The 23,846-nt window shown below is 64.0% G+C and carries 26 protein-coding genes and 1 tRNA gene; 10 read left to right on the forward strand and 17 right to left on the reverse strand.

Translation table 11 applies throughout. The annotated features are described in order from the left end of the window. The first annotated feature begins 3 nt into the window (after positions 1-3). The 3 genes from dnaQ to YH64_RS30225 all read left to right on the forward strand — a co-directional run bounded on the left by dnaQ (position 4) and on the right by YH64_RS30225 (position 1,471). Entirely contained in the window at positions 4-723 is a 720-nt protein-coding gene (gene dnaQ, locus YH64_RS19090) for a DNA polymerase III subunit epsilon (protein ID WP_046806136.1), read from the forward strand. A gap of 83 nt (positions 724-806) precedes the next feature. Continuing rightward, positions 807-881 (forward strand) — tRNA-Val (locus YH64_RS19095). A 422-nt stretch (positions 882-1,303) separates the two neighbouring features. Then, entirely contained in the window at positions 1,304-1,471 is a 168-nt protein-coding gene (locus YH64_RS30225; protein WP_046806137.1) for a hypothetical protein, read from the forward strand. A gap of 20 nt (positions 1,472-1,491) precedes the next feature. Here the strand turns inward: YH64_RS30225 and YH64_RS19100 are convergent, their stop codons facing one another. The 5 genes from YH64_RS19100 to YH64_RS19120 form a co-directional block, all read right to left on the reverse strand. Further along, a complete protein-coding gene (locus YH64_RS19100; RefSeq protein WP_046806138.1) occupies positions 1,492-1,956 on the reverse strand; it encodes a YaiI/YqxD family protein in 465 nt (154 codons plus the stop codon). Between the two features lie 6 nt (positions 1,957-1,962). Continuing rightward, the gene (locus tag YH64_RS19105) at positions 1,963-2,229 is read right to left on the reverse strand and encodes a hypothetical protein (RefSeq protein WP_046806139.1); all 267 of its coding nucleotides are present in this window, start codon (positions 2,227-2,229) and stop codon (positions 1,963-1,965) included. A 41-nt stretch (positions 2,230-2,270) separates the two neighbouring features. Then, a complete protein-coding gene (locus YH64_RS19110; RefSeq protein ID WP_046806140.1) occupies positions 2,271-3,773 on the reverse strand; it encodes a TAXI family TRAP transporter solute-binding subunit in 1,503 nt (500 codons plus the stop codon). After that, entirely contained in the window at positions 3,770-4,978 is a 1,209-nt protein-coding gene (gene gltS / locus YH64_RS19115) for a sodium/glutamate symporter (protein WP_104145142.1), read from the reverse strand. The genes YH64_RS19110 and gltS overlap by 4 nt, the downstream gene beginning before the upstream one ends. Positions 4,979-5,153: 175 nt before the next feature. Then, positions 5,154-5,654 (reverse strand): GNAT family N-acetyltransferase, encoded by a 501-nt coding sequence (locus tag YH64_RS19120; protein WP_046806142.1) that lies wholly within the window; start codon positions 5,652-5,654, stop codon positions 5,154-5,156. A gap of 272 nt (positions 5,655-5,926) precedes the next feature. On the opposite strand from YH64_RS19120, the gene YH64_RS19125 reads away from it, so the two are divergent. Continuing rightward, positions 5,927-6,979, forward strand: coding sequence for a glycosyltransferase family 2 protein (locus YH64_RS19125; protein WP_046806143.1), 1,053 nt, complete (start codon positions 5,927-5,929; stop codon positions 6,977-6,979). Positions 6,980-7,039: 60 nt separating this feature from the next. Here YH64_RS19125 and YH64_RS19130 read toward each other — a convergent pair whose 3' ends face one another. Next, positions 7,040-7,432 carry a GtrA family protein gene (locus YH64_RS19130; RefSeq protein WP_082134564.1) on the reverse strand — a complete coding sequence of 131 codons (393 nt, stop codon included), beginning with the start codon at positions 7,430-7,432 and terminating at the stop codon, positions 7,040-7,042. Positions 7,433-7,468: 36 nt separating this feature from the next. Here YH64_RS19130 and YH64_RS19135 point away from each other — a divergent pair, with 36 nt between their 5' ends. Next, entirely contained in the window at positions 7,469-8,278 is an 810-nt protein-coding gene (locus tag YH64_RS19135) for a ChbG/HpnK family deacetylase (RefSeq protein ID WP_052946068.1), read from the forward strand. A gap of 19 nt (positions 8,279-8,297) precedes the next feature. On the opposite strand, the gene YH64_RS19140 is transcribed toward YH64_RS19135, so the two are convergent. Beyond that, on the reverse strand, positions 8,298-9,176 hold the full coding sequence (locus tag YH64_RS19140; protein WP_046806144.1) for a LysR family transcriptional regulator: 879 nt from the start codon (positions 9,174-9,176) through the stop codon (positions 8,298-8,300). 94 nt (positions 9,177-9,270) lie between these two features. Between YH64_RS19140 and YH64_RS19145 the strand changes: the two genes are divergently transcribed. Next, positions 9,271-9,828: a multidrug/biocide efflux PACE transporter gene (locus tag YH64_RS19145; protein WP_046806145.1), complete on the forward strand. Its 558-nt coding sequence runs from the start codon at positions 9,271-9,273 to the stop codon at positions 9,826-9,828. Here the strand turns inward: YH64_RS19145 and YH64_RS19150 are convergent. From YH64_RS19150 to YH64_RS19195, 10 genes are all read right to left on the reverse strand, one after another. Further along, positions 9,803-10,453 (reverse strand): GntR family transcriptional regulator, encoded by a 651-nt coding sequence (locus YH64_RS19150; protein WP_046806146.1) that lies wholly within the window; start codon positions 10,451-10,453, stop codon positions 9,803-9,805. The two genes, YH64_RS19145 and YH64_RS19150, sit on opposite strands and share 26 nt — an antisense overlap. Next, entirely contained in the window at positions 10,453-11,418 is a 966-nt protein-coding gene (locus YH64_RS19155) for a branched-chain amino acid ABC transporter permease (RefSeq protein ID WP_052946069.1), read from the reverse strand. The genes YH64_RS19150 and YH64_RS19155 overlap by 1 nt, the downstream gene beginning before the upstream one ends. 1 nt (position 11,419) lies before the next feature. Beyond that, on the reverse strand, positions 11,420-12,322 hold the full coding sequence (locus tag YH64_RS19160) for a branched-chain amino acid ABC transporter permease (protein ID WP_046806147.1): 903 nt from the start codon (positions 12,320-12,322) through the stop codon (positions 11,420-11,422). A 9-nt stretch (positions 12,323-12,331) separates the two neighbouring features. Next, positions 12,332-13,537, reverse strand: a complete 1,206-nt coding sequence (locus tag YH64_RS19165) for an ABC transporter substrate-binding protein (protein ID WP_046806148.1) — start codon at positions 13,535-13,537, stop codon at positions 12,332-12,334. A 70-nt stretch (positions 13,538-13,607) separates the two neighbouring features. Next, positions 13,608-14,333: an ABC transporter ATP-binding protein gene (locus YH64_RS19170; protein WP_046806149.1), complete on the reverse strand. Its 726-nt coding sequence runs from the start codon at positions 14,331-14,333 to the stop codon at positions 13,608-13,610. Beyond that, positions 14,326-15,081: an ABC transporter ATP-binding protein gene (locus YH64_RS19175; protein WP_046806150.1), complete on the reverse strand. Its 756-nt coding sequence runs from the start codon at positions 15,079-15,081 to the stop codon at positions 14,326-14,328. The genes YH64_RS19170 and YH64_RS19175 overlap by 8 nt, the downstream gene beginning before the upstream one ends. An 87-nt stretch (positions 15,082-15,168) precedes the next feature. Then, positions 15,169-16,080: a dihydrodipicolinate synthase family protein gene (locus tag YH64_RS19180; RefSeq protein WP_046806151.1), complete on the reverse strand. Its 912-nt coding sequence runs from the start codon at positions 16,078-16,080 to the stop codon at positions 15,169-15,171. Between the two features lie 130 nt (positions 16,081-16,210). Beyond that, positions 16,211-17,098, reverse strand: coding sequence for an alpha/beta hydrolase (locus YH64_RS19185; protein ID WP_046806172.1), 888 nt, complete (start codon positions 17,096-17,098; stop codon positions 16,211-16,213). A gap of 136 nt (positions 17,099-17,234) precedes the next feature. Next, entirely contained in the window at positions 17,235-17,879 is a 645-nt protein-coding gene (locus tag YH64_RS19190; protein ID WP_046806152.1) for a LysE family translocator, read from the reverse strand. Then, complete coding sequence (locus tag YH64_RS19195) at positions 17,876-18,796, reverse strand: DMT family transporter (protein WP_046806153.1); 921 nt, start codon at positions 18,794-18,796, stop codon at positions 17,876-17,878. Before YH64_RS19195 ends, YH64_RS19190 begins: the two co-directional genes overlap by 4 nt. Before the next feature lie 191 nt (positions 18,797-18,987). Between YH64_RS19195 and YH64_RS19200 the strand changes: the two genes are divergently transcribed. The 4 genes from YH64_RS19200 to fusA all read left to right on the forward strand — a co-directional run bounded on the left by YH64_RS19200 (position 18,988) and on the right by fusA (position 23,778). Next, positions 18,988-20,403: a PLP-dependent aminotransferase family protein gene (locus YH64_RS19200; RefSeq protein WP_223264965.1), complete on the forward strand. Its 1,416-nt coding sequence runs from the start codon at positions 18,988-18,990 to the stop codon at positions 20,401-20,403. A gap of 29 nt (positions 20,404-20,432) precedes the next feature. Further along, positions 20,433-20,780 (forward strand): TIGR01244 family sulfur transferase, encoded by a 348-nt coding sequence (locus tag YH64_RS19205; RefSeq protein ID WP_046806155.1) that lies wholly within the window; start codon positions 20,433-20,435, stop codon positions 20,778-20,780. A gap of 100 nt (positions 20,781-20,880) precedes the next feature. Further along, a complete protein-coding gene (locus YH64_RS19210; protein WP_046806156.1) occupies positions 20,881-21,345 on the forward strand; it encodes a universal stress protein in 465 nt (154 codons plus the stop codon). A 321-nt stretch (positions 21,346-21,666) separates the two neighbouring features. Next, positions 21,667-23,778, forward strand: coding sequence for an elongation factor G (gene fusA, locus YH64_RS19215; RefSeq protein ID WP_046806157.1), 2,112 nt, complete (start codon positions 21,667-21,669; stop codon positions 23,776-23,778). Positions 23,779-23,846 lie beyond the last annotated feature (68 nt).

A 23,846-nucleotide genomic window follows, 5' to 3' on the forward strand; every position in this document is an offset into this window, starting at 1 on the left:
GTCATGCGCCAGATCATCTTTGACACGGAAACCACCGGACTGGACCCTGCCCAGGGTCATCGCATCGTTGAAATCGGTTGTGTGGAAATGGTCAACCGGATGTCCACCGGCAACAACCTGCACATCTACCTGAACCCGGATCGCGACAGCGACCCCGAGGCCTTGGCCGTGCACGGGCTGACGACGGAATTCCTGTCCGACAAGCCGCGCTTTGCCGACGTGGCGGACGAATTCGTCAAATTCATCCAGGGCGCGGAGCTGATCGCGCACAACGCCGCGTTCGACGTGAAGTTCTTCAACGCCGAGCTGGCCAAGACGGGCCGCGGCCCGATCACCGATTACTGCGAGACGGTCACCGATTCCCTGCTGCACGCCCGGTCGCTGTTCCCCGGCAAGCGCAATTCGCTGGACGCCTTGTGCGACCGCTTCGGCATTTCCAACGCGCACCGTACGCTGCACGGCGCATTGCTTGACTCGCAGTTGCTGGCCGAAGTCTGGCTGGCCATGACGCGCGGTCAGGATGCGTTGCTGATCGACGTGGACGACAACGACGGCGCGGGCAGCGATGGGATCGTGCTGGCCAAGTTCGATGCGTCGGGGCTGGTGGTCATCAAGGCTAGCGACGAAGAGCTGGCCGAACACGAGGCCTATCTGGCGGCGTTGGACAAGTCGGTGAACGGCGAATGCGTCTGGCGCAAGCTGGATGCGCCGGTGGCGGCATAAAGGCTATTGCCGACCCGGCTGGCGGCGTGCGAACTTCGACTTGCGCACGTTTTAAAAAACATGCTATTATTTCGCCTCTTTCAGGGTGGTTAGCTCAGTGGTAGAGCACTGCCTTCACACGGCAGGGGTCACAAGTTCGAAACTTGTACCACCCACCAAAGACCCTTGGAAGGCGACACGAAGGCTTGTAGATAGCATTTAGTTGTTGCTGACCTGCCAGGCGTCTTTGGCATAAAGACTGAAAGAGAAAAAAGAAAAAAGAAAGCAAAACAGGCCAACCTTAATCGGTTGGCTTTTTTGTGCCCGTCAGCTTTGTGTGTGCAGGGGTGGGTGCCGGGGCGCGCGCCGGGGTTGGAAGCAGGGGTTGGACGCAGGGGTTGGACGCAGGGGGGGCACGCCGGGTTTGTGGATCGTCTTTGCGGATCGCGTTTGGGGATCAAAGCTTGTTGATCTGGCGCAAAAATGCCTTTCAGCCTTGCGTGCCGATGCCTTAGCAGGCGCTTATGATGGCTTCACGGTGCCGCCAGCAAAAGAAATGCCTTTTGACGGCCTGCCGGATGCCCGAGCATAGGAGACGTCCATGCCGCCGAACACCAATACCATGTTGATCATCATCGTCACGGGCGTGGCGCTGATGCTGATCGGTTTCGGGATGCGCGATCGCAATATCGGGATGGGCTTGATGGGCCTGGGCTTGATCACCGCCATAGGCACCATCATTTACAAGGCCTACGTCACGTTTTATTAAGGCCTTTCCTGCTCAGGCCTTTACTGTTCAGGCGCTTTCTTGTTTAACCGTGCCAGCAAGGTATCCAGCTGGTTAGCGAACGCCTTGCGGTCGGCTTGGCTGAATGACGACGGGCCTCCCGTGTCGATCCCGCTCGCCCGCAATTCTTCCATCATGTCGCGCACCGCCAGCCGTTCCCGGATGGTTTCGGGCGAATAGCGTTCGCCTCGCGGGTTCAGCGCCATCGCCCCTTTGGCCAGCACGTCGGCGGCCAGCGGGATGTCAGCGGTGATGACGAGATCGCCCGGCTCGGCGCGTTCAACGATGTGCGCGTCCGCCACGTCAAAACCGCGCGGCACCTGCACCGCGCGGATCAGCGGCGAAGGCGGCGTGGACAGTGGCTGGTTGGCGACCAGGGTCACCGGCACCTGCCAGCGCTGCGCGGCGCGGAACAAGATGTCCTTGGTGACCACGGGACACGCGTCCGCATCGACCCAGATGTGCATAAACGCTTATTCGCCCAGCGCTTTTTGCAGGATTTCGGCCACGATGTCGTTCGTGGACACGCCACGTTCGGCAGCCAGCGCGCGCAGCTTGTCGGCGTGCGCCTGCGACAGCTTCAACGGAAACGGCACCAGGCCGGCCGCCTGATCCAGCTTGCGCTGCTCGCGGCGGTCGGGCGCTTGAGAAGCGACGCCGAAGCGGTCGGGGGTGGCGGATGCCTTGAGCTGGCCGGCCAGCTTCAGGGCCTGGGTTTTTTGAAGATCAAATTTATTCATGGAAATTCCTGATTAGGAGCGCAATCATAAGCGCATCCGGATCAGCGCGGTTTGGCGAGTTCCAACGCGGCCAGGCCTTCTTCGGCCCCGTCGTGCAACGGGACGGTCAGGCCGCGTCGCGCATTGGCGATCGACACCTGCGCGCCCTGCGCCGAGCCGGCCGCCAGCAAGTCCTGGCCGGTCTGGTAGACGGCGCGAACCACCATCAAGGCTTCATCCCGGGTCAGGTTTGCCGTGGTCAGCATCAGTGCGGCGGTGCCCACCGTGGCAACCGGAGCGGTTTGGTTGGGATAGGTGTCCGCGGCAATCTCCAGGGGCATCAGGGCGCTGTCGTTGCCGGTCAAGGACTTGATGGCGGCCGGGTCCAGCGGCAGCAGCTTCAAGCGCGCCTCGGTCAGCGCGTCGCGCAGTGGCGTGGCGGGCACGCCGATGACCTGTGCGGCGGCATCGACCGTCCCGGCGTTCAGCGCGGGCAAGGACGCCGCGAAAGGCGTGTCGATGACCGTGTAGTCGCGCCCCGGCTCCAGGCCATGGGCGGACAGCACCGCTTGCAACGTGGCGCGCACCGCCGAACCCTCGGGGCCCAGCGCAATCTTCTTGCCCTTCAAGTCGCGCACGCTGCGCAACGCCGGATCATCACGCACCACGATGTGGACAAGTTCGGGATACAAGCTGCCCAGCGCGCGCAGGCCGCTGAACGGCCCCTGGTCAGCGAATGGGCCGCGACCCTCGTAAGCCAGGCGCGCCGTGTCGGCCTGCGCCAGGCCAACCACGGCGTCGCCGCTACGCAGCAGGGCGATGTTCTCGGCGCCGCCACCGGTGATCAGCGGGGTGACGCGGATCTGCCGGGCGCGCGCCACGGCGCTCAGCGCGCGGGCAAACGCCACATATTCGCCGCGGTCTGGCCCGCCCGCCAGCGGATAGCCTTGTTGCAACCGCGCCAGCCGGCCGTTGATGCGCGCCACCGAGCGTTCCAGCTCTTGCTGCACCACGTTCTGCGCGGTGCTCGATGCGCTGTAGGCCACGGAATGGGTGATCTGGTCGAGCGTGTCCAGCAACTGCCGCGTAACGGGCGGGGGCGCGCCCGTATCCAGCGACGGCGCCTCGGCGGCTTTGAAACCGGCGGGCGTAATGAGCTTCCAGGTATCACCTTCTTTACGGTAGATAGCGCTGGCGTGCGCGACGATGCGGTCCCCGGCCTGGTTGCCGCCGGACTTCACGCCGATGATGCTGCGCGGGCCCGCGCCCAGCAATGTCACCAGCGAGGCCGCGCCGGGCTGGTCCCAGGCGCCCAGGGTCATATCCCGGCCCAAGGTCAATTCCACGTCGTAATACACCACGCGTCGGCTTTCACCGGCGGGGGCCGTGCTGTCGCTGGCTGAACCCCTGCGCTTGAGATCGGTGATGCGGAACAGGCCCTGGCCGTACGTGGTGGCCAGGGCGGTGTCGACGTCCGTGCGCAGCGCGTCGGCGTCGGGCGCGCGGCCGCAGGCGGCCAGCAGCAGGCAGAACGCGATCAATACCAGGCGTTTGAACATGGTCACATCCCCCCTACGAAGGGCAAGGAGATCAGCGACGTCAGCACGATCACGTTCAGGATGTCGACCAGGAACGCGCCGGTGACCGGCACCACGATGAAGGCTTCCGGCGCGGGTCCGTGACGGCGCGTCAGCGCCTGCATGTTGGCGATGGCGGTGGCGGTGGCGCCCAGGCCAAAGCCGCAGAACGCCGCCGACATGATGGCCGCCTCGTAGTCGCGCTTGAGCAACCGGAACACCACCCAGGCAGCGTACAGCGCGCAGAACAGGGTTTGCACGACCAGCATCAAGGCCAGCGGGCCGGCCAGGCGGGCCACGCTGGACAGGTCCAGCGTCATCATCGTCATGCCCAGGAACAGCGACAAGGAAATCGTTCCGATGATTTCGGTGGCCCGGTCGTCCAGCTTCAGCCCCAGGCGCGCGCCGCCGTTGCGGATCAGCACACCGGTGGCCAGGCACCACAAGAAATTGGGCAGGCTCACGGGCGCGCCCTCGACCAGCATGGCCAGGTAGCCGCCGACGACCAGGCAGACGAAGGCGGCGGTCATCGACACAATGAACGAACCGGCGGTGGGCGGTTCGGCGGGTTCGGCAAGGTCGGGCGCGACCTGGCCGTCGCCGGCCTTGTGGTCCAGACTGCCTTGCAGTTTGTGCCGGCGCATGAGCCATTCCGCGACGGGGCCGCCGACCACGCCGCCTAGCACCAGGCCCAAGGTGGCGGATGTCATGGCCAACGCCATGACGTCCTGGATGTTGTTGAAGTCGGCAAAGCGCGTGGCATAGGCCGCGCCGGTTCCGTGCCCGCCCACCAGCGTGATCGTGCCGCCCAGCAGGCCCATCAGCGGGTGCATATCAAGCAGCCAGGCCATGCCCAGCCCGACGGCGTTTTGCAGAATCAAGAAGGGAATCAGCGCCAACAGGAACGCGATCAGCCGGGGGCCGCCCTTGGCCAGCAGTTTCAGATTGGCGGTCAGCCCGATAGAGCCGAAGAACAGCAGCAGCAGCGTGGGCCGGATGCTGGTTTCCAGCGAGACCGAGACGCCGCCCCAGTTCGCCAGCGCATACGCCAGGATCGCGAACAACAGGCCGCCAACAATAGGGTCGGGGATGCTGTATCGGCGCAGGATGCCGATACGGGTGGTAAGCACGCGGCCGATGACCAGCACCAGGCAGCAGGCAAGCAAAGATTGAACGGGCGAAAGGGAAATCATAAGAACCTTCGCGCCCCGGCAGGGCGCAGCAAGTCGGACTATCGGAACCGTTGCCGCCACATCGTTCGGGATTGCGGCCCTATATTACGACCGCGAATTGGCGATGTATAGGAAAGCGGCAACTCGCGGGGCCAGTCGTGCAAGGCCCTCGCAAATAAGGGGCTACAGCAAGGGGCTACAGCGGGAAGTCGCGCGTCATGTAGCGGGCGTCGGGGCCGTAGCCCGCCAACTTGTCGGCCAGATCGCGCATGCCGTCCATGGCGGACACCGGCCGATAGCCGTGGCGCAGCCAATAGCCCACCGCGGACTGCAATGAAACCAGACTGGCGCGCCGCAAGCCGCTTTGCATTGCGCGCGCAGCGCCCGTTTGCAGCAGGGACTGGGCCACGCCATGCCCTTGCGCGCGCGGGACCACGGCGCAGTCGTGCACGAACCAGTGTTTGGCCGGTGAAGGCAATGCCGTCAACGCAACGCCCAGCGAAGGGGGCAGCCCGGCATCCCAGGGATACGAAACCAGGTAGCCCAGCAGGGTGCTGCTGTCAGGTGCGCACGCCACCCAGCAATGATCAGGCGCAAGCTGCAAGCGGTTTAAGAAGAACTCCGCGCTTTCAGGCAGGAAGTCGGGGTAGGCCAGGGTCTGGGCATCCAAGATGCCGTCCACGTCGCTGGCCAGCATAGGGCGGACTCGGTATTGCATGACTACCTGTAGGGACAAAACAGCCGCGCATTTTACCGATGCGGGAAGAAACGTCGGTTCAATGGGGTCAGGAAATAGGGGTCGGATAAAGACCGGTTGGTCAAAAAACCGGTGCGCGCGAAGTGACGGAAGAGGGAACTGCGGGGGCGTTCCTGCCTCGGCGCCGTGTTGCGGGCATTTCATGAAAATTCGACGAGACGCTACGCATACTGCCGGTCATAGCATTCCCGTATTCCCAGACCTTTCGTCTTATGCACATCCAATACCGGCCCGATCCGATTCCTTCGCAAGTGCTGGCCAAAACGTATCCTCTGGAAGCGCTTTGGTCCGGCAAGGCTGCCGTGGTGCCTTACGACGCCTGCGTGACGTGCGTCATCCCGTGCCTGAACGAAGCCGAAAACCTGCGCGTCTTGTTGCCGCTGTTGCGCAGCCGTTTGCAGGCGCTGTGCACGCGCTGGGAAATCATCGTGGCGGACGATGGCAGCACGGACGGCACGGAATCATTGATGGGCGAATGGACTCAGCACGAGGGTTTTCGCTACGTCCAGCTATCGCGTAATTTCGGCAAGGAAGCCGCGCTTAGCGCAGGGCTGGAAGCGGCCACCGGCGACGCGGTGATCTGCCTGGACGCCGACCTGCAACACCCGCCGGCGTTGATCGAACAGATGCTGGCACGCTGGGCGGCAGGCGCCGAAATGGTTTATGCCGTGCGCGAAACGCGTCAAGACGAATCGTGGTTGAAGCGATCTGGCGCACGGTGGTTCTACAAGCTGCTGAGCAGCGCGCGCGGCGTGGATGTGCCGGCGCACGCAGGCGACTTCCGCCTGATGGACCGTGGCGTGGTCGACGCGCTGAACGCATTGCCCGAGCGCACGCGCTTCATGAAGGGTTTGTACGCCTGGGTCGGTTTCAAGGGCGAAGCGTTGCCCTACACGCCGGACGAACGCATGCATGGCAACAGCCGCTTCAGCGGGCTGCGCCTGTTCCGTCTGGCCTTGGATGGGTTGACCGCCTTCACGACCTGGCCGCTTCGTTTGGTCAGCCTGGTTGGCGTGGCTTTCGCGTTGGTGGCGATGTCTTACGCCGCTTATCTGGTGGGCGATTATCTGCTGTCGGGCAATCCCGTGTCTGGCTGGACCACCATCGTCACTGCCGTGCTGTTCTTTGCCGGCGTGAATCTGATTTCGTTGGGTGTGGTGGGCGAATACGTTGCCCGCATCTTTGACGAAGTCAAAGGCCGGCCGCTGTACGTGGTGCGCCGCCGCCAAGGGCGGCCCGCCGACAGCGGCGCGCGGCCCCTCTGATTCTTGCGCCGCCGCGCAGCGCGCGGGCACCCGTCAATGCCTTGCATTGCATCGCAACCATTACGCGGTGGGCTTGCGAAACGCCCACAGACGGCTCGCGATGAACGTGGCGAACGCCAGCCCGATCAAGATCAATGCCAGCAACACGTCGTAGCGGATGCTGGTGGTGTGCAGCAGCAGCGCGTAGGCCGATTCGTTGATGAAAAAGCCCGCCGCTGAAATGAAAAAGAAACGGCGGATCGCTATGGTCCAGGGTATTTGGGCATGTCTGAACGTAAGCCGATAGTGGCCGGCAAAAGATACGACGAAGGCGACCAGCCAGCCGATCAGGTTGGCGGCCAGCGGGGGCAGGGCGAAGGCTTCGACGCAGCCGACAGCCACCGCCCAATGGGTGGCGGCAGCCGCGCATCCGACGGCGACAAACAGGCTGATCTGACGAAGCAAGGCGCGCATGAGTGCCCAAGTGGAATGGAACTGCGAGGAAATGCAATGAGCAAACGAGTCATAGTCTGCGGCGACGATTTTGGCATGAATGCCGACATCGATGAAGGCATGATTGCGTTGGCCGACATGGGGCGCATCAGCGCTGTCAGCTGCTTGTCGCTTGGCCCGACGTTTGCCGCCAACGCTCGCCGGCTTGGCGCGCGCAACGTGGATATCGGCTTGCATGTGAACCTGTCCGAGTCGCTGGGCGCGGATGCCGAACCGATGCCGTCCTTGAGCAAGCTCATCATCAGCGCGTACACAGGGCGACTGGACGCGGCCTGGGTGCAAACGCAATTGAACCGCCAGTTCGACGCCTTTGAAGCCGCCCTGGGGCGCGCGCCCGACTATATCGACGGCCATCAACACGTGCACCAGTTGCCGGGCGTGCGCGATCAAGTGCTGGCGCAACTGAAGCGGCGCTTTGGCGAACAACGCCCGTGGCTGCGTCAGACGGCGCCGGGCATGCTTAGCGGCATCCCCATGAAGGAAGCGATCAAGGCGCGCATCATCGGCGCGTTGGGGGCGGCAGCGCTGGCGCGTCAGGCAAGCCGCGACGGCCTGCGCACCAATCGCCGGCTGCTGGGCGTGTATGGATTCGACGGCGGCAAGCGGCGCTATGCCGGCCTGCTGCAGAACTGGCTGTTCAATGCGCGCGATGGGGATCTGCTGATGTGCCATCCCGCAATGAATAGCCAAGAGGGCAGTGCCATGTCGCGCCAACGGCGCGCTGAATTCGACGTGTTGGCCAGCCCCAAACTGGGCGATTGGATGAACGCCAACGGCGTGCGCATTTCACGTCTGCCCACGCACTGATCGCTACGCCGCGCGGGCATCATGCCGGCGTGTTGTCTGCCCGGGTCAGGCTTTCCAGCAACCATGCCCCCGCCGGCCCCAGCGCGCGGCGGGTAGACCACACGGCGTCAACGCGTATGTGGCGCGGCCAGCCGGGCACCGTCAGTTCCACCAAGTGGTCGCGGCCAAAACGCTGAATCATCCAGCGAGGCAGTTCGGTCCAGCCGAACCCCAGGCTGGCCATTTCCAGCAGCATCAGATAGCCGGGCGCGGACCACGTTGCGTGGGGCGGCGCCGTGTCCTTGTCGTCCAGTTCGTAAGTGCTGAGCCGCAATTCGCGGTGCGTCTTGAGCTCGTCGTTGCTGACGGCGGGACGGTCGGCTAGCGGGTGGCCGCGACCCACGCACAGCACGATTTCGGATCGTTCCGGCAGCGTCGCATGCGCCACGTCCGGGGGGTAGTCGTCTTGCGCCGCCATCAGGCCCAGGTGCGCGCGGCCTTGCTGCACCAACGCCACCACGTCTTCATACTCCGCAATCAGGCATTCGAAGCGCAGCGCGGGGTAGCGCTGGTCGATCTGGCTGAGCATGTTCTCAAAGGTCTTGGACTGGAACGTGTCCGACAGCACCACGGTCAGCCGGGGCTCAAGCCCGTCGGCCAACTGATTGGCGCTGCGGTTGAAGCGATCGTTCGCGGCCAGCACCTGCAAGGCCTGGCCCAGCAGTACCTGGCCTGCTTCGGTCAGGGCGGGTTGCCGCTGGCTGCGGTTGAACAGCGTGACGTTAAGGTCTACTTCCAGGTTGGCGATGGTTTCGCTGATGGTGGACTGGCTCTTGCCCAGTTTGCGGGCAGCGGCCGAAAACGAGCCTTCAGAGGCAACCTGGGCGAACGCGGCCAGGGATTCAAGAGAGTGGCGCATGGACTATCGGGAATTCCGATGGATAGTATCTTTATCGTAACGGAAATGTCGTGGAAAATCGCTTCCATTCTGACAAACCGACCGCAGGCGGGTCATGCAAGCCACTCACACCCCTCCCCAAAAAACGCAAGTCACCAAAACGCTCAAAGAGCGTTTTTTTCACGCCTTCCTGTTTGAAATCCTGGCCATCGGCCTGTGCGCGCCGGCCGCTGCCTGGGCCATGGGCAAATCCCTGTTCGAAATGGGCGTGCTCACCGCCGTCATCGCCTGGATCGCGCTGGTCTGGAACATGATTTACAACGCCGGCTTCGACCGCCTGCAAAACCGCCTGGGCTTCGTGCGCAACATGCGCATGCGCGTGGTGCACGCGTTTGGATTTGAGCTGGGCCTGATCCTGATCGTGATTCCGTTGGCAGCCTGGTGGCTGGACATCAGCCTTTGGGAAGCCTTTGTGCTGGATATCGCGTTGGTGCTGTTCTATCTGCCCTATGCATTTCTGTACAACTTGGCCTATGACCGGTCCCGTCCGCGCGTCATGGCATGGCTGGGACGCGGCAAGGCGCAAGCCGCGCCGGCCGACGCCGCCGGTATCGCTCCGGCCGTGGCGCCGGCGGGGGCTGCCGCCGTTACGCGTCAATCACCTTGCGCGTAAACATTTCCAGGTAGTCCATCAACGAATCGGCGCCCTTGATGGCGTCGGCTTCGTTGCCGGTGGCAATGCCTTGCGCCATCAGCATGTGGCGGCGCGCGCCTTCCGCGATGTCGCCTTCGTGCTGATAGGCGTACCAAAAGCGCCGGCACTGGATGATCAGCGGTTCGACCGCATTCACGGCAGACACATTACGGCAAGCCAGATGACAGACGTGGTCCAGCAATTGGTCTGCGTGCATGTAGTCGTCAAGGTTGCCGCCTTCCGAGGCGCGAATCATCTGCGCGGCGCATTCCACGATCTGGGTGCGCTGCGCGGGCGTGGCGCGGCGGGCGGCGCTGGCGGCGATCAATTGTTCCAGCGCGCGGCGCGTCTGGATCAGATCCATGTGGTCGGCCAGCTGGATCATCGATACGCGCAAGCCGCGCCGGGGCTCCTGGCGGATCAGGCCAGCCGCCACCATGCGCAGCAATGCTTCGCGCAGGGGCGTGCGCCCCAAGCCGGTTTTCTCGACAAGTTCCGCTTCCACGACCGCGCTGCCAGGCTGCAATTGCAAGGTGGCGATCATGCTTTCGATCTGGTCGTAGGCGACGTCCGCGGCGCGTCGTTTGGGTTCTGCTCCTGCCATCAATTATTGTTTTCCTTCGTTTTGCGCCACTGCGTGTACGCCAGCCATTCGCCGACGAACCCGCGTCGGAAGAACGACACGCACAACACGAAAATCAGCCCGATGACGATGGTGACAACATCGCCCAGGGTGGCAAGATAGTTCTGCAGGCTGACCACCAGCGTAGCGCCCACGACAGGGCCCCACACCGTGCCGATGCCGCCCAGCAGCGTCATCAGCAGTACTTCGGTGGAGGTGGCCAGCGACACGTCGTTCAGGGCCACCAATTGCAGCACCAGCGCCTTCAGGGAGCCGGCCAGGCCGGCAACCGACGCGGACAGCACGAAGGCCAGCAGCTTGCACCGATCCGTATCGTAACCTAGCGAAATGGCGCGCGGCGCGTTGTCCCGAATGGTCTTGAGCACCTGCCCGAAGGGCGAATGAATCACCCGGTAGACGAACAGAAAGCCCAGCACGAACACGCCCAGCGCGAAGTAATACATGTTGGTGTCTACGCTCAGGTCCACCAGCCCCAGGAACTTGCCGCGCGGAATGCCCTGCATGCCGTCCTCGCCGCGCGTCCAGCCGACCTGCACCGCCATGAAGTACGCCACCTGCGACAGCGCCAGCGTGATCATCGCGAAATAGATGCCGGTGCGGCGGATGGCCAGCCAGCCTATCGCATACCCGATGGCGGCCGCCATGGCCACGCCGCACACAATGGCAAGCTCGGGCGGCAGGCCGCGTGCGCCGAACAGGATCATCATTTCCCCCGCCGCGTAGCCGGCCCAGCCAAAAAACGCGGCGTGGCCGAAAGACACCAGGCCGGTAAACCCGGTCAGCAGATTGAAGGCCAGCGCAAACAGCGCAAAGCACAACACCTTCATGACGAACACCGGGTACACGACCTGGGGGAAGAACGGCACCAGCAGCGCGGGCACCAGCAGCAAGGCCAGGATGCGAATGGAAAACGGAATGCGCGACACCTTATTTCTCCTTGCCGAACAAGCCAGCGGGGCGCATCAACAGCACGACGGCCATCACGATGAACACGACAACGGTGGACGCTTCGGGATAGAACACCTTGGTCAGCCCTTCCAGCAGCCCCAGCGCCAGGCCGGTGACGATGGCGCCCATGATGGAACCCAGCCCCCCGATCACCACCACGGCGAACACGATGTTCAGCAGGTTGGACCCCATCAACGGGTTGATCTGCATGACGGGCGCGGCCAGCACGCCCGCCACGCCGGCCAGCGCCACGCCGAAGCCGTACGTCAGCGTGATCATCACCGGAACATTGACGCCGAACGCCTGTAGCAGCTTCGGGTTTTCGGTGCCGGCGCGCAGCATGGCGCCAAGGCGGGTGCGCTCGAACAGGTACCAGGTCGCGATGCACAGCGTCAGCGACGCCACCACCACAAAACCCCGGTACGCCGGCAAGAACATGAAGCCCAGGTCGAAGCCGCCTTGCAGGATCTCGGGCGGCTCATAGCCCACTCCGGAAATTCCGTAGAAGTAACGGAAGCCCCCTTCCATCATCAGCGCGATACCGAACGTCAGCAGCAGCCCATACAGGTGGTCCAGGTGGTACAGCCGCTTGAGCAGCGTCTTTTCGATCAGGACGCCCACCGCGCCCACCACCAGGGGCGCCAGGATCAGCGCGGCCCAGAAGTTGACCTGCACGCCGGGGCCCAGCAATTGCGGCAGCTGCGTGAAGCCGATCCACGCCAGGAACGCCGCCATCATGAACTGCGCGCCGTGCGTGAAGTTGACGATGTTGAGCAGGCCGAAAATGATGGCCAGCCCCATGCTGAGAATGGCGTAGAAGCAGCCGTTGATCAGCCCGATCAGCAACTGGGCCAACAGGGCGGGGAGCGAGATGTCGAACATGGCGCGGGCTTAGGACTTGTTCAGCGGGCAGGCGGCCTGGGGCTTGGGGAACACGTCCTCGCCCTTGAGTACCGACTTCACGTTGTAGTAGTCCCAGGGGGCCTTGGACTGCGCGGGCGTTTTCACCTGCAAGAGCAGCATGTCGTGCACCAGTGCGCCGTCCGCGCGCAGATGGCCGTTGCGGATCACGGCGTCGTTGATGGTCATCTCGCGCAGCTTGGCCATCACGGCGGGCGCGTCATCGGTGCCGGCGGCTTCGATCGCCTTCAGGTAGGACAGCGTGGCGGAATACACACCGGCCTGCGAGGCGGTCGGCATCTTCTTGGCTTTTTCGAAGAACTTCTTGGCCCATGCGCGCGAGGCGTCGTCATAGTCCCAGTAGAACGCTTCGGTCAGGTACATGCCCTGCGCCTTGGGCAGGCCCATGCTGTGTACGTCCGAGATATACGTCAGCAACGGCGCCACGATCTGCTTCTTGTTGATGCCGAATTCGTTCGCTTGCCTGACGGCGTTGACCGTGTCGTTGCCCGCGTTGGCCAGCGCGATCACGTCGGCCTTCGATGCCTGGGCTTTGAGCAGGAACGATGAAAAGTCGTTGCCGGGGAAGGGGTGGCGCGACACGCCCACGACCGTTCCGCCGTTTTCCTTGATGACTTCCGTTGCGTCCTTTTCCAGCGAATGGCCAAACGTGTAATCGGCCGTGATGAAGTACCAGGTCTTCTTGCCTTCTTGCACCAGCGCGCGCGCGGTGCCGGCGGCAAGCGCGTATGTGTTGGTGGTCCATTGCGCATTCAGCGGCGAACATTTTTCGCCCAGGATGGCGGTGGACAGGCCCGCCGAGGGCATCGTCACGCGGTTTTTCTGCTTGGCGATTTCCATCACGGCCAGCGCGGTGGATGCGGTGGGAAAGTCGGTGATCATGTCGACCTTGCCCTGGTCAAACCACTCGCGCGCCAAGTTGGCGGCGACGTCGGGCTTGTTCTGGTGGTCTGCCGCCACCACTTCCACCGGTTTGCCCAGCACCTTGTTGCCCATCTCTTCGGCGGCCAGGCGCGCGGCGATCACCGAGCCATTACCGGCCAGGTCGGAATACACGCCGGACAGGTCGGTCAGCACACCCACCTTGACGACGTCGTCGCTGATCTTTGCCTGCGCGTGGGCGGCGCCGGCGACACCCAGGGTTAGCAACGCTGCTGCAATTCGGTTCAATTTCATCTGACTACGCTCCGTGTAGGAAGGGGCACTGCGGTCGGAAGGAATACGGAAAAACCAATACGGCAAAACTTCAAATGCCCAGCAAGGTGTTCAGCTTGTCCTGCGATTGCTGGACGTCGGCACGGTCGATCACGGCAACCACCTGGCCATGTTCGATGACGTAATGGCGGTCGGCCAGGTGCTGGGCGAAGCGGAAATTCTGTTCGACCAGCACGGTGGTGTAGCCGCGCTCTTTCAATTGCCGGATCACGCGGCCCAGCGACTGCACGATCACAGGCGCCAGTCCTTCGGTGATTTCGTCCAGCAACAGCAGGCGAGCACCGGAGCGCAGGATGCGCGCCATCGCCAGCATCTGCTGTTCGCCGCCTGACAGCCGCGTGCCGGGGCTTTGCGCACGCTCTTTCAGGTTGGGGAACATCGTGTAGATCTCTTCCACCGACATGCCGTCCGGCCCCACCGAGGGCAGCAGCATGAGGTTTTCCTCCGCGGTCAGTGACGCGTAGATGCCGCGCTCTTCAGGGCAATAACCGATGCCCCGGCGCGCGATCTTGTGAGTGGGCATGCCCACCGTTTCCTGGCCCTGCACCTTGATCGAGCCGCTGCGGCGGCCCACCAGGCCAAGGATGGCTTTTAGCGTCGAGCTGCGGCCCGCGCCGTTGCGGCCCAGCAGCGTCACGCATTCGCCGGGCTTCACGTCCAGGTCGATGCCATGCAGGATGTGCGATTCGCCATACCAGGCGTGCAGGTTGCGGATTTCAAGCAGGTTTCCGGACCCGCCGGCCGGGGCGTTATTCATCGTCGGCTCCCATGTAGGCCTCGCGCACCGCCGGGTTCATCGATACGGTGGCGTAGGGGCCTTCCGCCAGGATCTCGCCCCGTTGCAAGACGGTGATGGTGTCGGAGATGTCCGCCACCACTTTCATGTTGTGTTCGACCATCAGGATGGTGCGTCCCGCGGATACCTGCTTGATCAGGTGCTTGATGCGGTCCACGTCTTCGTGGCCCATGCCTTGCGTGGGTTCGTCCAGCAGCAGCAACTCGGGTTCAAGCGCCAGCGTGGTGGCGATTTCCAGGGTGCGCTTGCGGCCATACGGCAAGTCGCCCGCGGGCACCTCCAGATGCGTGCGCAGGCCGACCTGGTCCAGCAGTTCCTCGACGCGGTGGTGCAGGCTTTCCAGCGTGCGTTCCGACCGCCAGAAGCAGTAGTCCACGCCCAGCTTGCGCTGCAAGGCAACGCGCACGTTCTCGCGCACCGACAGCTGCGGAAATACGGCCGATATCTGGAACGATCGGACGATGCCCCGGCGCGCGGTCTGGGCGGGGCGCTCTGCTGTGATGTCGACGCCGTCGTACAGGATTTCGCCGCGCGTGGGGATGTGGAACTTGGTCAGCAAGTTGAAAAACGTGGTCTTGCCCGCCCCATTCGGGCCGATCAGCGCATGGATGGCGCCGCGCCGCACGCTCAGGTCGACGTTATTGACTGCCACGAAGCCGCGGAATTCCTTGGTCAGGCCACGGGTCTGAAGGATGATGTCGCTTTGCATGGTGTCCGATGAGCGTACGTGGAGGCGGCCCCGGAACACCGCGCCGCGCGGCCTTCCGGGGATGGTGCCGCGGGCGGGTGGGGTGGCTTACGTCGACTGGTAGGCTTTGGGGCGCTTGGCTATCGCGGCCTGGATGATGGCGGTGCAGCGCTCGCGTTCCGCGCCGACCAGGGGCAGGCGCGGCTTGCGCACATGCTCGTTGCCGACGCCGGCCAGCGTTTCGGCCAGCTTGATGTTCTGCACCAGCTTGGTGGAAACGTCCAGGTGCAACAGCGGCGTGAACCATTGATACAGCGCCAACGCCTCTTGCCACTTGCCAGCTTTCATCAGGTCATACAGCGCCACGGTTTCGCGGGGGAATGCGGTCACCAAACCGGCCAGCAGCCCGTCTGCGCCCAGCGCCAGCGCCTCGAACGACAGGTCGTCCACGCCGATGAACAGCTGATAGCGCGTGCCCAGCGCATTGCGCAGGTCGGTCAGGCGGCGGATGTCGTCGCTGCTTTCCTTGATGGCGACCAGCCAGGGGCAGTCGGCCAGCTCGACCATGTGCTCGGGCTTCAGATCCACGCGGTAAGCAACCGGGTTGTTGTAGATCATGCAGGGCTTTTGCGCGGCTTCGGCCATGGTGCGGATGCTTTGCATCGCCTCGCGCGCGTCGGCGACGTAGATCAGCGAAGGCATCAGCATGAAACCGTCTACGCCGAGTTCGACTGCTGCCTTGATAAATCGCACTGCTTCGCGGGTGCTGGTCTCGGACACGTTGGCCAGCACGGGAATGCGGCCCGCGCTGACTTCGACAGCGCAGCGCGTGACTTGGAGCTTTTCTTCCAGGGTAAGGGTGCTGGCTTCGCCCAGCGAGCCGCAGGTGACCAGGCCGTGAACCCCGTTGTCGATCAAGAAGCCGAAATGCTTGCGCATGGCTTCGAAATCCAGCGATTCGTCGGCGTGGAACTTACTGGTTACGGCAGGATATACGCCCTGCCAACGCACGTTACTCAACTGGCTTCTCCTGAAGATGCCGTCGCTTCAAGGGGGAGCGGCGAACAGGAGAAAGTCTAATATCCGTTAAATATATTTAGTAGATATTTTTATATGGGAGTTTCCCGATAGCGGGTTTTCCCGGCGCGCGTCAGCCCGATTTACGGGAGTAGGCGCGCGACGCGTCCTGCATGAAGGTTTTGACGGCCGCGTCGTATTGCGGGCCACTGCGGAAGGCGCCTGAGTGCGAAGCCCCTTCGATCTTGACCAGGCGCTTTAACTCGGGCGCCACGTTGCGCGCGGCGGCGAAGAGTTCGTCGCTCATGGTGTGCGGCACGACACGGTCGGCGGTGCCGTGCATGAACAGCATCGGCGTGTGCAACTGCGCCAGCTTCTGCACGGAATCGAAGGGCTGCGTGACCAGCAGCCCCGCGCCCGGGACCTTGCCCCAACGCAACGTGCCCAACATGGCGCCGATGCTGGTGAAGCTGGATTCCACGATCAGCCCCGCAAAGTCAGGTTGCTCGGGGCGCGCCGCCAGGTCGATGGCGATGGCGCCGCCCAGGCTATGGCCGTAGACGAAGCGGCGGGCGGGATCGGGTTGCAGACGGGCCAGTTCTTTCAAGCCGGCCATGGCGTCTTCCAACGCGCTTTCTTCCGACGGCAGGCGGGGGGTGGACGCGCCAAAGCCGCGATAGTCGATGGCCAGCACGGAATAGCCCATGCGGGTCCAGCCATCGATGCGAAAGGCGCTGCCGTTCAGATTCCAGCGCGCGCCGTGCAGATACAGCACGGTAGGCGCGCCCGCGCTGGGGCTTTGCCAATACCAGGTGCGAATCTTGTCGCCGTTGGCCAGCGCCAGGTCGTAGACCTTGGTGCCGGCGGCGGGTTCGCGCCACCAGGTCTGGGGCTCGGATTGCGGTGAAAAGATCGTCTGGCGTTGCCAGGAATCCAGCTGCGAGCAGCCGACCACGCTGGCGGCGGCCAGCACGGCGGCAATGAACAATCGGCGGGGGGAAAAACGGGGCAGGGCGGGCATGGACGATATGACCCTGTCGGGCCGGCTGGGTTCCGCCGTCAGCATACTCCTGGACGTGTCGCGCCCGTCAATGAGAGGCTGCCCGAGGCTGCCGGCCGCCATCCCTGGCCGCGCCTGCTGTCGGGGCGGCCTCGGCTTAATGCATCAAATCCAGTGCCACCGGATACAGGGACGCCACCAGCAGCAGCGCCATGCCGACGTTGAACGCGCGTACGGCCCAGGGCTTGTGCAGCACGCGGCGCAGCGCCGTGCCGAAGGTCACCCACACGCCGATGCTGGGCAGGTTGACCACGCCGCACACCACGGTGGCGATGACCAGGTTGGCAAAGAATCCATTCTGAGGCGTGTAGGTGGCCACGACGCCCACCGCCATCACCCAGGCCTTGGGGTTGACCCATTGGAACGCGGCGGCTTGCAGGAACGTGAACGGTTTGCCGCGCGCTTCGCCATCTTCCATGTCGCCGGAATTGGCGATCTTCCAGGCCAGATACAGCAGGTAGGCCGCGCCGGCATATTTCAGCACCGTGTACAGCGCGGGCACCTGTTGGAACACCGATCCCAGGCCCACGCCCACCAGGAAGATCATCAAAGTGAACCCCAGGTTCACGCCCAGCAAATGCGGCAGGCTGCGGCGGAATCCAAAGTTCAGCCCCGACGAGGCCAGCATTACGTTGTTGGGCCCCGGCGTTATCGAGCTGACCAGCGCGAACAGCGCCAGCGGCCCCAACAGCGACGCGGAAGCCAGGGGCACGTCCGCCCAGTGGGTTGGGAACAGAGTCATTTTTTGGTCCTTACGATGGCGCGGCGTCCGCCGGCGATAACGGCGATCACGGTGGCGGCGAACACGAACGTCGACGCCTCCACGGATTCACCAAACAACAATGCGGCCGCCACGACAGTCAGGAACGGTTGCAACAACTGGACTTGCCCCACGCGGGCGATGCCGCCCACGGCCAAGCCGCGATACCACGCGAAGAACCCTAAAAACATAGATCCGAACGCCAGATACGCGCAAGCGGACACCACGGCCGCGCTGGGCCAGTGGGCCTGCGCCGCCATCCAGCCCACGGGCGCCGCTACCACCGGCGCGCTGATCGCCAGCGCCCAGCAGATGGTGCGCGATCCGCCCAGCGTACGCGCCGCGCGGCCGCCTTCGGCGTAACCCATGCCGCCCAGCACCACGGCAACCAGTAGCCACAGATAGCCGGTGGTCAACGTGCCGTTGCCCTGGCGCAGCGCATACACCGTGACCAGGGCCGCGCCGGCCGTGGCCCAGGCCCAGAAGGCGGCTGACGGCCGCTCGCCACTGCGCAGCGCGGCAAATGCGGCGGTCGACAGCGGCAGCAATCCATTGAACACCGCGCCCTGTGCGGACGGCACGGTCTGCATCGCCAGCGACGAGGCCAGCGGCCACCCCACCACTATGCCCAGCGCTGCCAGGATGACGCCCGGCCATTCCTGCCGCGTCGGCCGTCGGCTACGCGTGATCCACAGCAGGGCCACTGCCGGTACGGCCGCCACCAACGCGCGCCCCAGGCCCACCAGCAGCGGCGCCAGTTCCGCGACGGCCAGCCGCGTCATGGGCAGCGTCAACGAAAAGACCAGTACACCCAGGAACCCGTAGCCATAGCCTTCCCAGACAGGGGGTGGCGCGGCGGGCGCCGTCTGGGCCGAGGGGTAAAGCGCGGATCGGGACATGATGGTTGCCAAAAAAATTCTGAAAGGAACGGAAGAGTGGTTGCGGGCCATTCGTATTGCTGTCACTCTACGCATAGTTATCGGTACAGTACCGGTACACTTTTGCATATCACTTTAATCACTGGCCTGGTCCAAATCCCATGACAGTTGCTCCGCCTCCCCCTCCTGCCTCTTCCCTGCCCTGGATGCCAGTGCGTCAGGCCGACGCCTCGTTGGTCACGCAACTGGCCGATGGCCTGGCCCGCCGTATCGATGAACAGGGCCTGCGCCCGGGCACGCGCTTGCCTTCCATCCGCAAAATGGCCGAACAGTCGGGCGTCAGCCGCTTCACCGTGGTGGAAGCCTATGACCGCCTGGTCGCGCGCGGGCTGGTGCAGTCGCGACGCGGCGCGGGCTTCTTTGTGCGCGCACGCAGCGGCCCGCTGGCGGCGGTGGCCGCAGCGCCGGCCACGTCGCTGGCGCCGCCCGCGCGTATCGACATCGCCTGGTTATTGCGCAGCATGTTCCGCGAAACCAGTTCGCTGGGCATGCCGGGCGGGGCCGGTTTGCTGCCGGCTGACTGGCTGGACCCTGACATGGTGGCCGGCGCGGTGCGCGCGGTAGGTCGATCGGTGCGCGCGAATCTGGTCAGCTACGGGCACCCGCAAGGGTTCGCCCCGCTGCGCCAGCAGATCGCGGCGTCGCTGCAGAATGACGGCGTGCCCGCGCACCCCGAGCTGAATTTGCTGACCACGAACGGCGTCACGCACGGCCTGGACCTGATCGCCCGGCACTTCGTCAAACCGGGCGACACCGTATTGGTGGAAGACCCCGCGTGGTTCGTCATCTTTGGGCGCCTGGCGGCGTTTGGCGCGCGCCTGATCGGCGTGCCGCGCGGGCCGGACGGCCCCGACATCGCGCAACTGGAACAGCTTGCCGCCGAGCACAAGCCCAAGCTGTTCATCATCAACAGCGCCGTGCACAACCCCACCGGCCACACGCTGTCGGCCGGTGTGGCCTACGACATCCTGCGCATCGCCGAACGGCACGATTTCGTCATCGTCGAAGACGACACCTACGGCGAGCTGCATCCCGGCGGCGCGATGAAGCTGGCGGTGCTGGACCGGCTGAACCGCGTCATCCTGGTCAGCGGCTATTCCAAGATGCTGGCGGCCAGCCTGCGCGTCGGCTATGTGGCCGCCAACCCCGACATCCTGCAAAAGCTGGCCGACCTGAAAATGCTGGCCGGCCTGACGTCGCCGGAACTGGGCGAACGCGTGATCCACCGGGTGCTGATGGAAGGGCAATACCGCCGCCACATCGAGCGCGTGCGCGCCCGCGTGGACGAGGCTCGCCAGCGCTGCCTGAAAACGCTCTTGAAACTGGGGTTGACGGTGCCGCACGAACCGAACGCGGGCATGTTCGTCTGGGCCGATTGCGGCCGCGATAGCGAGGTGCTGGCGCGTGAAGCCGCTGACCAGGGGATGCTGCTGGCGCCGGGCACGCTGTTTTCACCGTCCCAGGCGCCGTCCACGATGCTGCGCTTTTCCGTGTCCATCGCGGACGACCGCCGGATCTGGACCCAATTGGAAAAACTGTTCGCTCAAAACGGCTCCTACAATCAATAATAGGCAGCTATCTATCTGAAGGAACCGCCATGTCCGCACCCATCAAACCCCTGACCGACAATTTTGCCGTTGCGCCGCAGCTCGGCCCTGACGACATGGCCGATGTCGCAGCCGCCGGCTACAAAAGCGTCATCATCAACCGCCCCGATTTCGAAGGCGGCCCCGATCAGCCCACGGCCGCCGACGTCTCAAAGGCCGCCGAAGCGGCCGGCCTGAAGATCGAATATCAGCCCGTGGTCGGCAGCGCCATGACGGTGTCCGACGTGGTCCGATTCGCCGAATTGCTCAAGACGCTGCCCGGTCCCGTGCTGGCCTACTGCCGCACCGGTACGCGCTGCACCAACTTGTACGCCGCCGCGCAGCAGCTGGGCAGCTGAACCCAATCTTGACGTGCATCAATGTCGCCGGGTTCCGTTGATGTGAACCAGGCGCCTTTTCCAGTAGCATAAAGATTCCTCTCAAACAGGAGCAGGCAAGATGTTCAAGAAGATCCTGATTCCCACCGACGGTTCGCCGCTGTCGGCCCAAGCCGCCAACGCGGGCATTTCGTTCGCCCGTTCGGTTGGCGCCGAAGTCGTCGCGCTGTACGTGACCCAGCCGTTCGCTGCCACCATCGGTTTCGACGGCATGGCCGCTGCGTACGCCATTACCGACGAAGACTACGAGAAGGCATCGGCCGAGCAAGCCGACAAGTACCTCAAGCAGATCACCGACCGCGCCGACACCGCCGGCGTCAAGTCCGAGGCGCGCGCCGTCTCCAACTTCAACGTTGCCGACGGCATCGTGCAAGCGGCGACCGACGCCGGTTGCGACCTGATCTTCATTGGCAGCCACGGCCGTAGCGGCCTGTCGCGCCTGCTGCTGGGCAGTGTCACGGCCAAGGTGCTGTCGCTGGCCACCACCGCCGTGCTGGTGTACCGCGTCAAGGAAGAAAAGAAGTAAGCGCGTAGCAGATAGCGCGCGCTTGTTTCTCGCCGCCGCGTCCTGCGCGGCGCGCCGAAGCCCCTCTACTACCCGAGGGGCTTTTTTTGTGCACGCGGGCAACGAAGCCGGGGCCGCGATGAGCGGGTGTCCCCGGACGAATCGTGAATCCTTATCGCGCGTAGTGGCAAAGCTTGAAAGTTGACGCGCCGCGCGTAATATTTACGCATCAGCGCGGGCGCGGTTACGCATTACCCCTACGAAACGCGGCATGGCGCCCGCCGCGGCAGCGCCCGGTCGGGCTTGCCGTACTGCCCAGTGGTTCCCTGCAAGGAAGAGGCCATGACCCGCAAGACGCGTATCGAGCTTTACCGCAATATCGGCATCAGCGCCCATATCGACGCGGGCAAAACGACGACCACCGAGCGCATCCTCTTCTATACCGGCATCACGCACAAAATCGGCGAAGTCCATGACGGCGCCGCCGTGATGGATTGGATGGAACAAGAGCAGGAACGCGGCATCACCATCACATCGGCTGCCACCACCGCCTTCTGGAAGGGCATGGCCGGCAATTATCCCGAACACCGCATCAACATCATCGACACGCCGGGCCACGTGGACTTCACCATCGAGGTGGAACGGTCCATGCGCGTGCTGGACGGCGCCGTCATGGTTTATGACGCAGTGGGCGGCGTGCAGCCGCAGTCGGAAACGGTCTGGCGTCAGGCCAACAAGTACAAGGTGCCGCGCCTGGCCTTCGTGAACAAGATGGATCGCGTGGGCGCGGATTTCCTGCGCGTGCAACGCCAGATCGCCGAACGCTTGAAAGGCGATGCGGTGCCGATCCAGCTGCCCGTGGGCGCCGAAGACCACTTCGAAGGCGTGATCGACCTGGTCAAGATGAAGGCCATCATCTGGGACGACGCCAGCCAGGGCGTGAAGTTCCAGTACGAAGACATCCCGCAAGCCATGCAGGCCGAGGCGCAGAAGTGGCACGACAAGATGGTCGAGAAGGCGGCCGAGGCCAATGAGACGCTGCTTGAAAAATACCTGTCCGGCGAGACCCTGACCGAAGAGGAAATCAAGCAGGGCCTGCGCGCGCGCACCATCGCCAACGAAATCGTGCCCATGCTCTGTGGCAGCGCCTTCAAGAACAAGGGCGTGCAGGCCATGCTGGACGCCGTGATCGACTACATGCCGTCGCCGGTGGATGTGCCCGCCATCAAGGGGCACGACGAGCGCGACCGTGAAATTGAACGCCATCCGGCTGATAACGAGCCGTTCTCGGCGCTGGCCTTCAAGATCATGACGGACCCGTTCGTCGGCCAACTGGTGTTCTTCCGCGTGTATTCGGGCGTGGTGAAGTCGGGCGACTCGGTCTACAACCCCATCAAGGGCAAGAAAGAACGCCTGGGCCGCATCTTGCAGATGCACGCCAACGAGCGGCGCGAAATCACCGAGGTGTACGCCGGCGACATCGCGGCGGCGGTGGGCATCAAGGACGTGACCACGGGCGACACGCTTAGCGATCCGGCCCACATCATCGTGCTGGAACGCATGGTCTTTCCCGAACCTGTGATTTCGCAGGCGGTGGAACCCAAGACCAAGGCCGACCAGGAAAAGATGGGCATCGCCCTGAACCGGCTGGCGCAGGAAGACCCGTCGTTTCGCGTGCGCACCGACGAAGAATCTGGCCAGACCATCATTTCGGGCATGGGCGAACTGCACCTGGAAATTCTGGTTGATCGCATGAAACGCGAGTTCAACGTGGAAGCCACCGTGGGCAAGCCGCAGGTGGCTTACCGCGAAACCATCCGCAAGGCCTGCAACGAAGTCGAAGGCAAGTTCGTCAAGCAGTCGGGCGGGCGCGGCCAGTACGGCCACGTGGTGTTGAAGCTTGAACCGCAGGAACCCGGCAAGGGCTACGAGTTTGTCGACGCCATCAAGGGCGGCGTGGTGCCGCGCGAATTCATCCCGGCGGTCGACAAGGGCATCCGCGAATCGCTCAATGCCGGCGTGCTGGCGGGCTACCCCGTCGTGGACGTCAAGGCAACGCTGTTCTTCGGGTCGTACCACGACGTGGACTCGAACGAGAACGCGTTCAAGATGGCGGGCTCGATGGCGTTCAAGGAAGGCATGCGTCGTGCGGACCCGGTGCTGCTGGAACCCATGATGCAGGTCGAGGTGGAGACGCCCGAGGACTTCACCGGCAACGTGATGGGCGATCTGTCCTCGCGGCGCGGCATGGTGCAGGGCATGGAAGACATCGCGGGCGGGGGCGGCAAGGTGGTGCGCGCCGAGGTCCCGCTGGCCGAGATGTTTGGGTATTCCACGTCGTTGCGTTCGCTGACGCAGGGGCGAGCCACCTACACGATGGAGTTCAAGCACTACGCCGAAGCACCGCGCCAGGTAGCGCAGGAGATCATCGCGGCCCAGGGCGCCGGCCGCTGACGTGGACGGGGCGACGCGCGCAGGGGCGTGGCGCGCGCCCGGGGCGTTGGTTTTGCGCCGACCAAACC

It is taken from the genome of Achromobacter sp. LC458 (assembly GCF_001005835.2).
In the GTDB taxonomy this organism is placed as follows: Bacteria; Pseudomonadota; Gammaproteobacteria; order Burkholderiales; family Burkholderiaceae_B; genus Achromobacter; species Achromobacter spanius_B.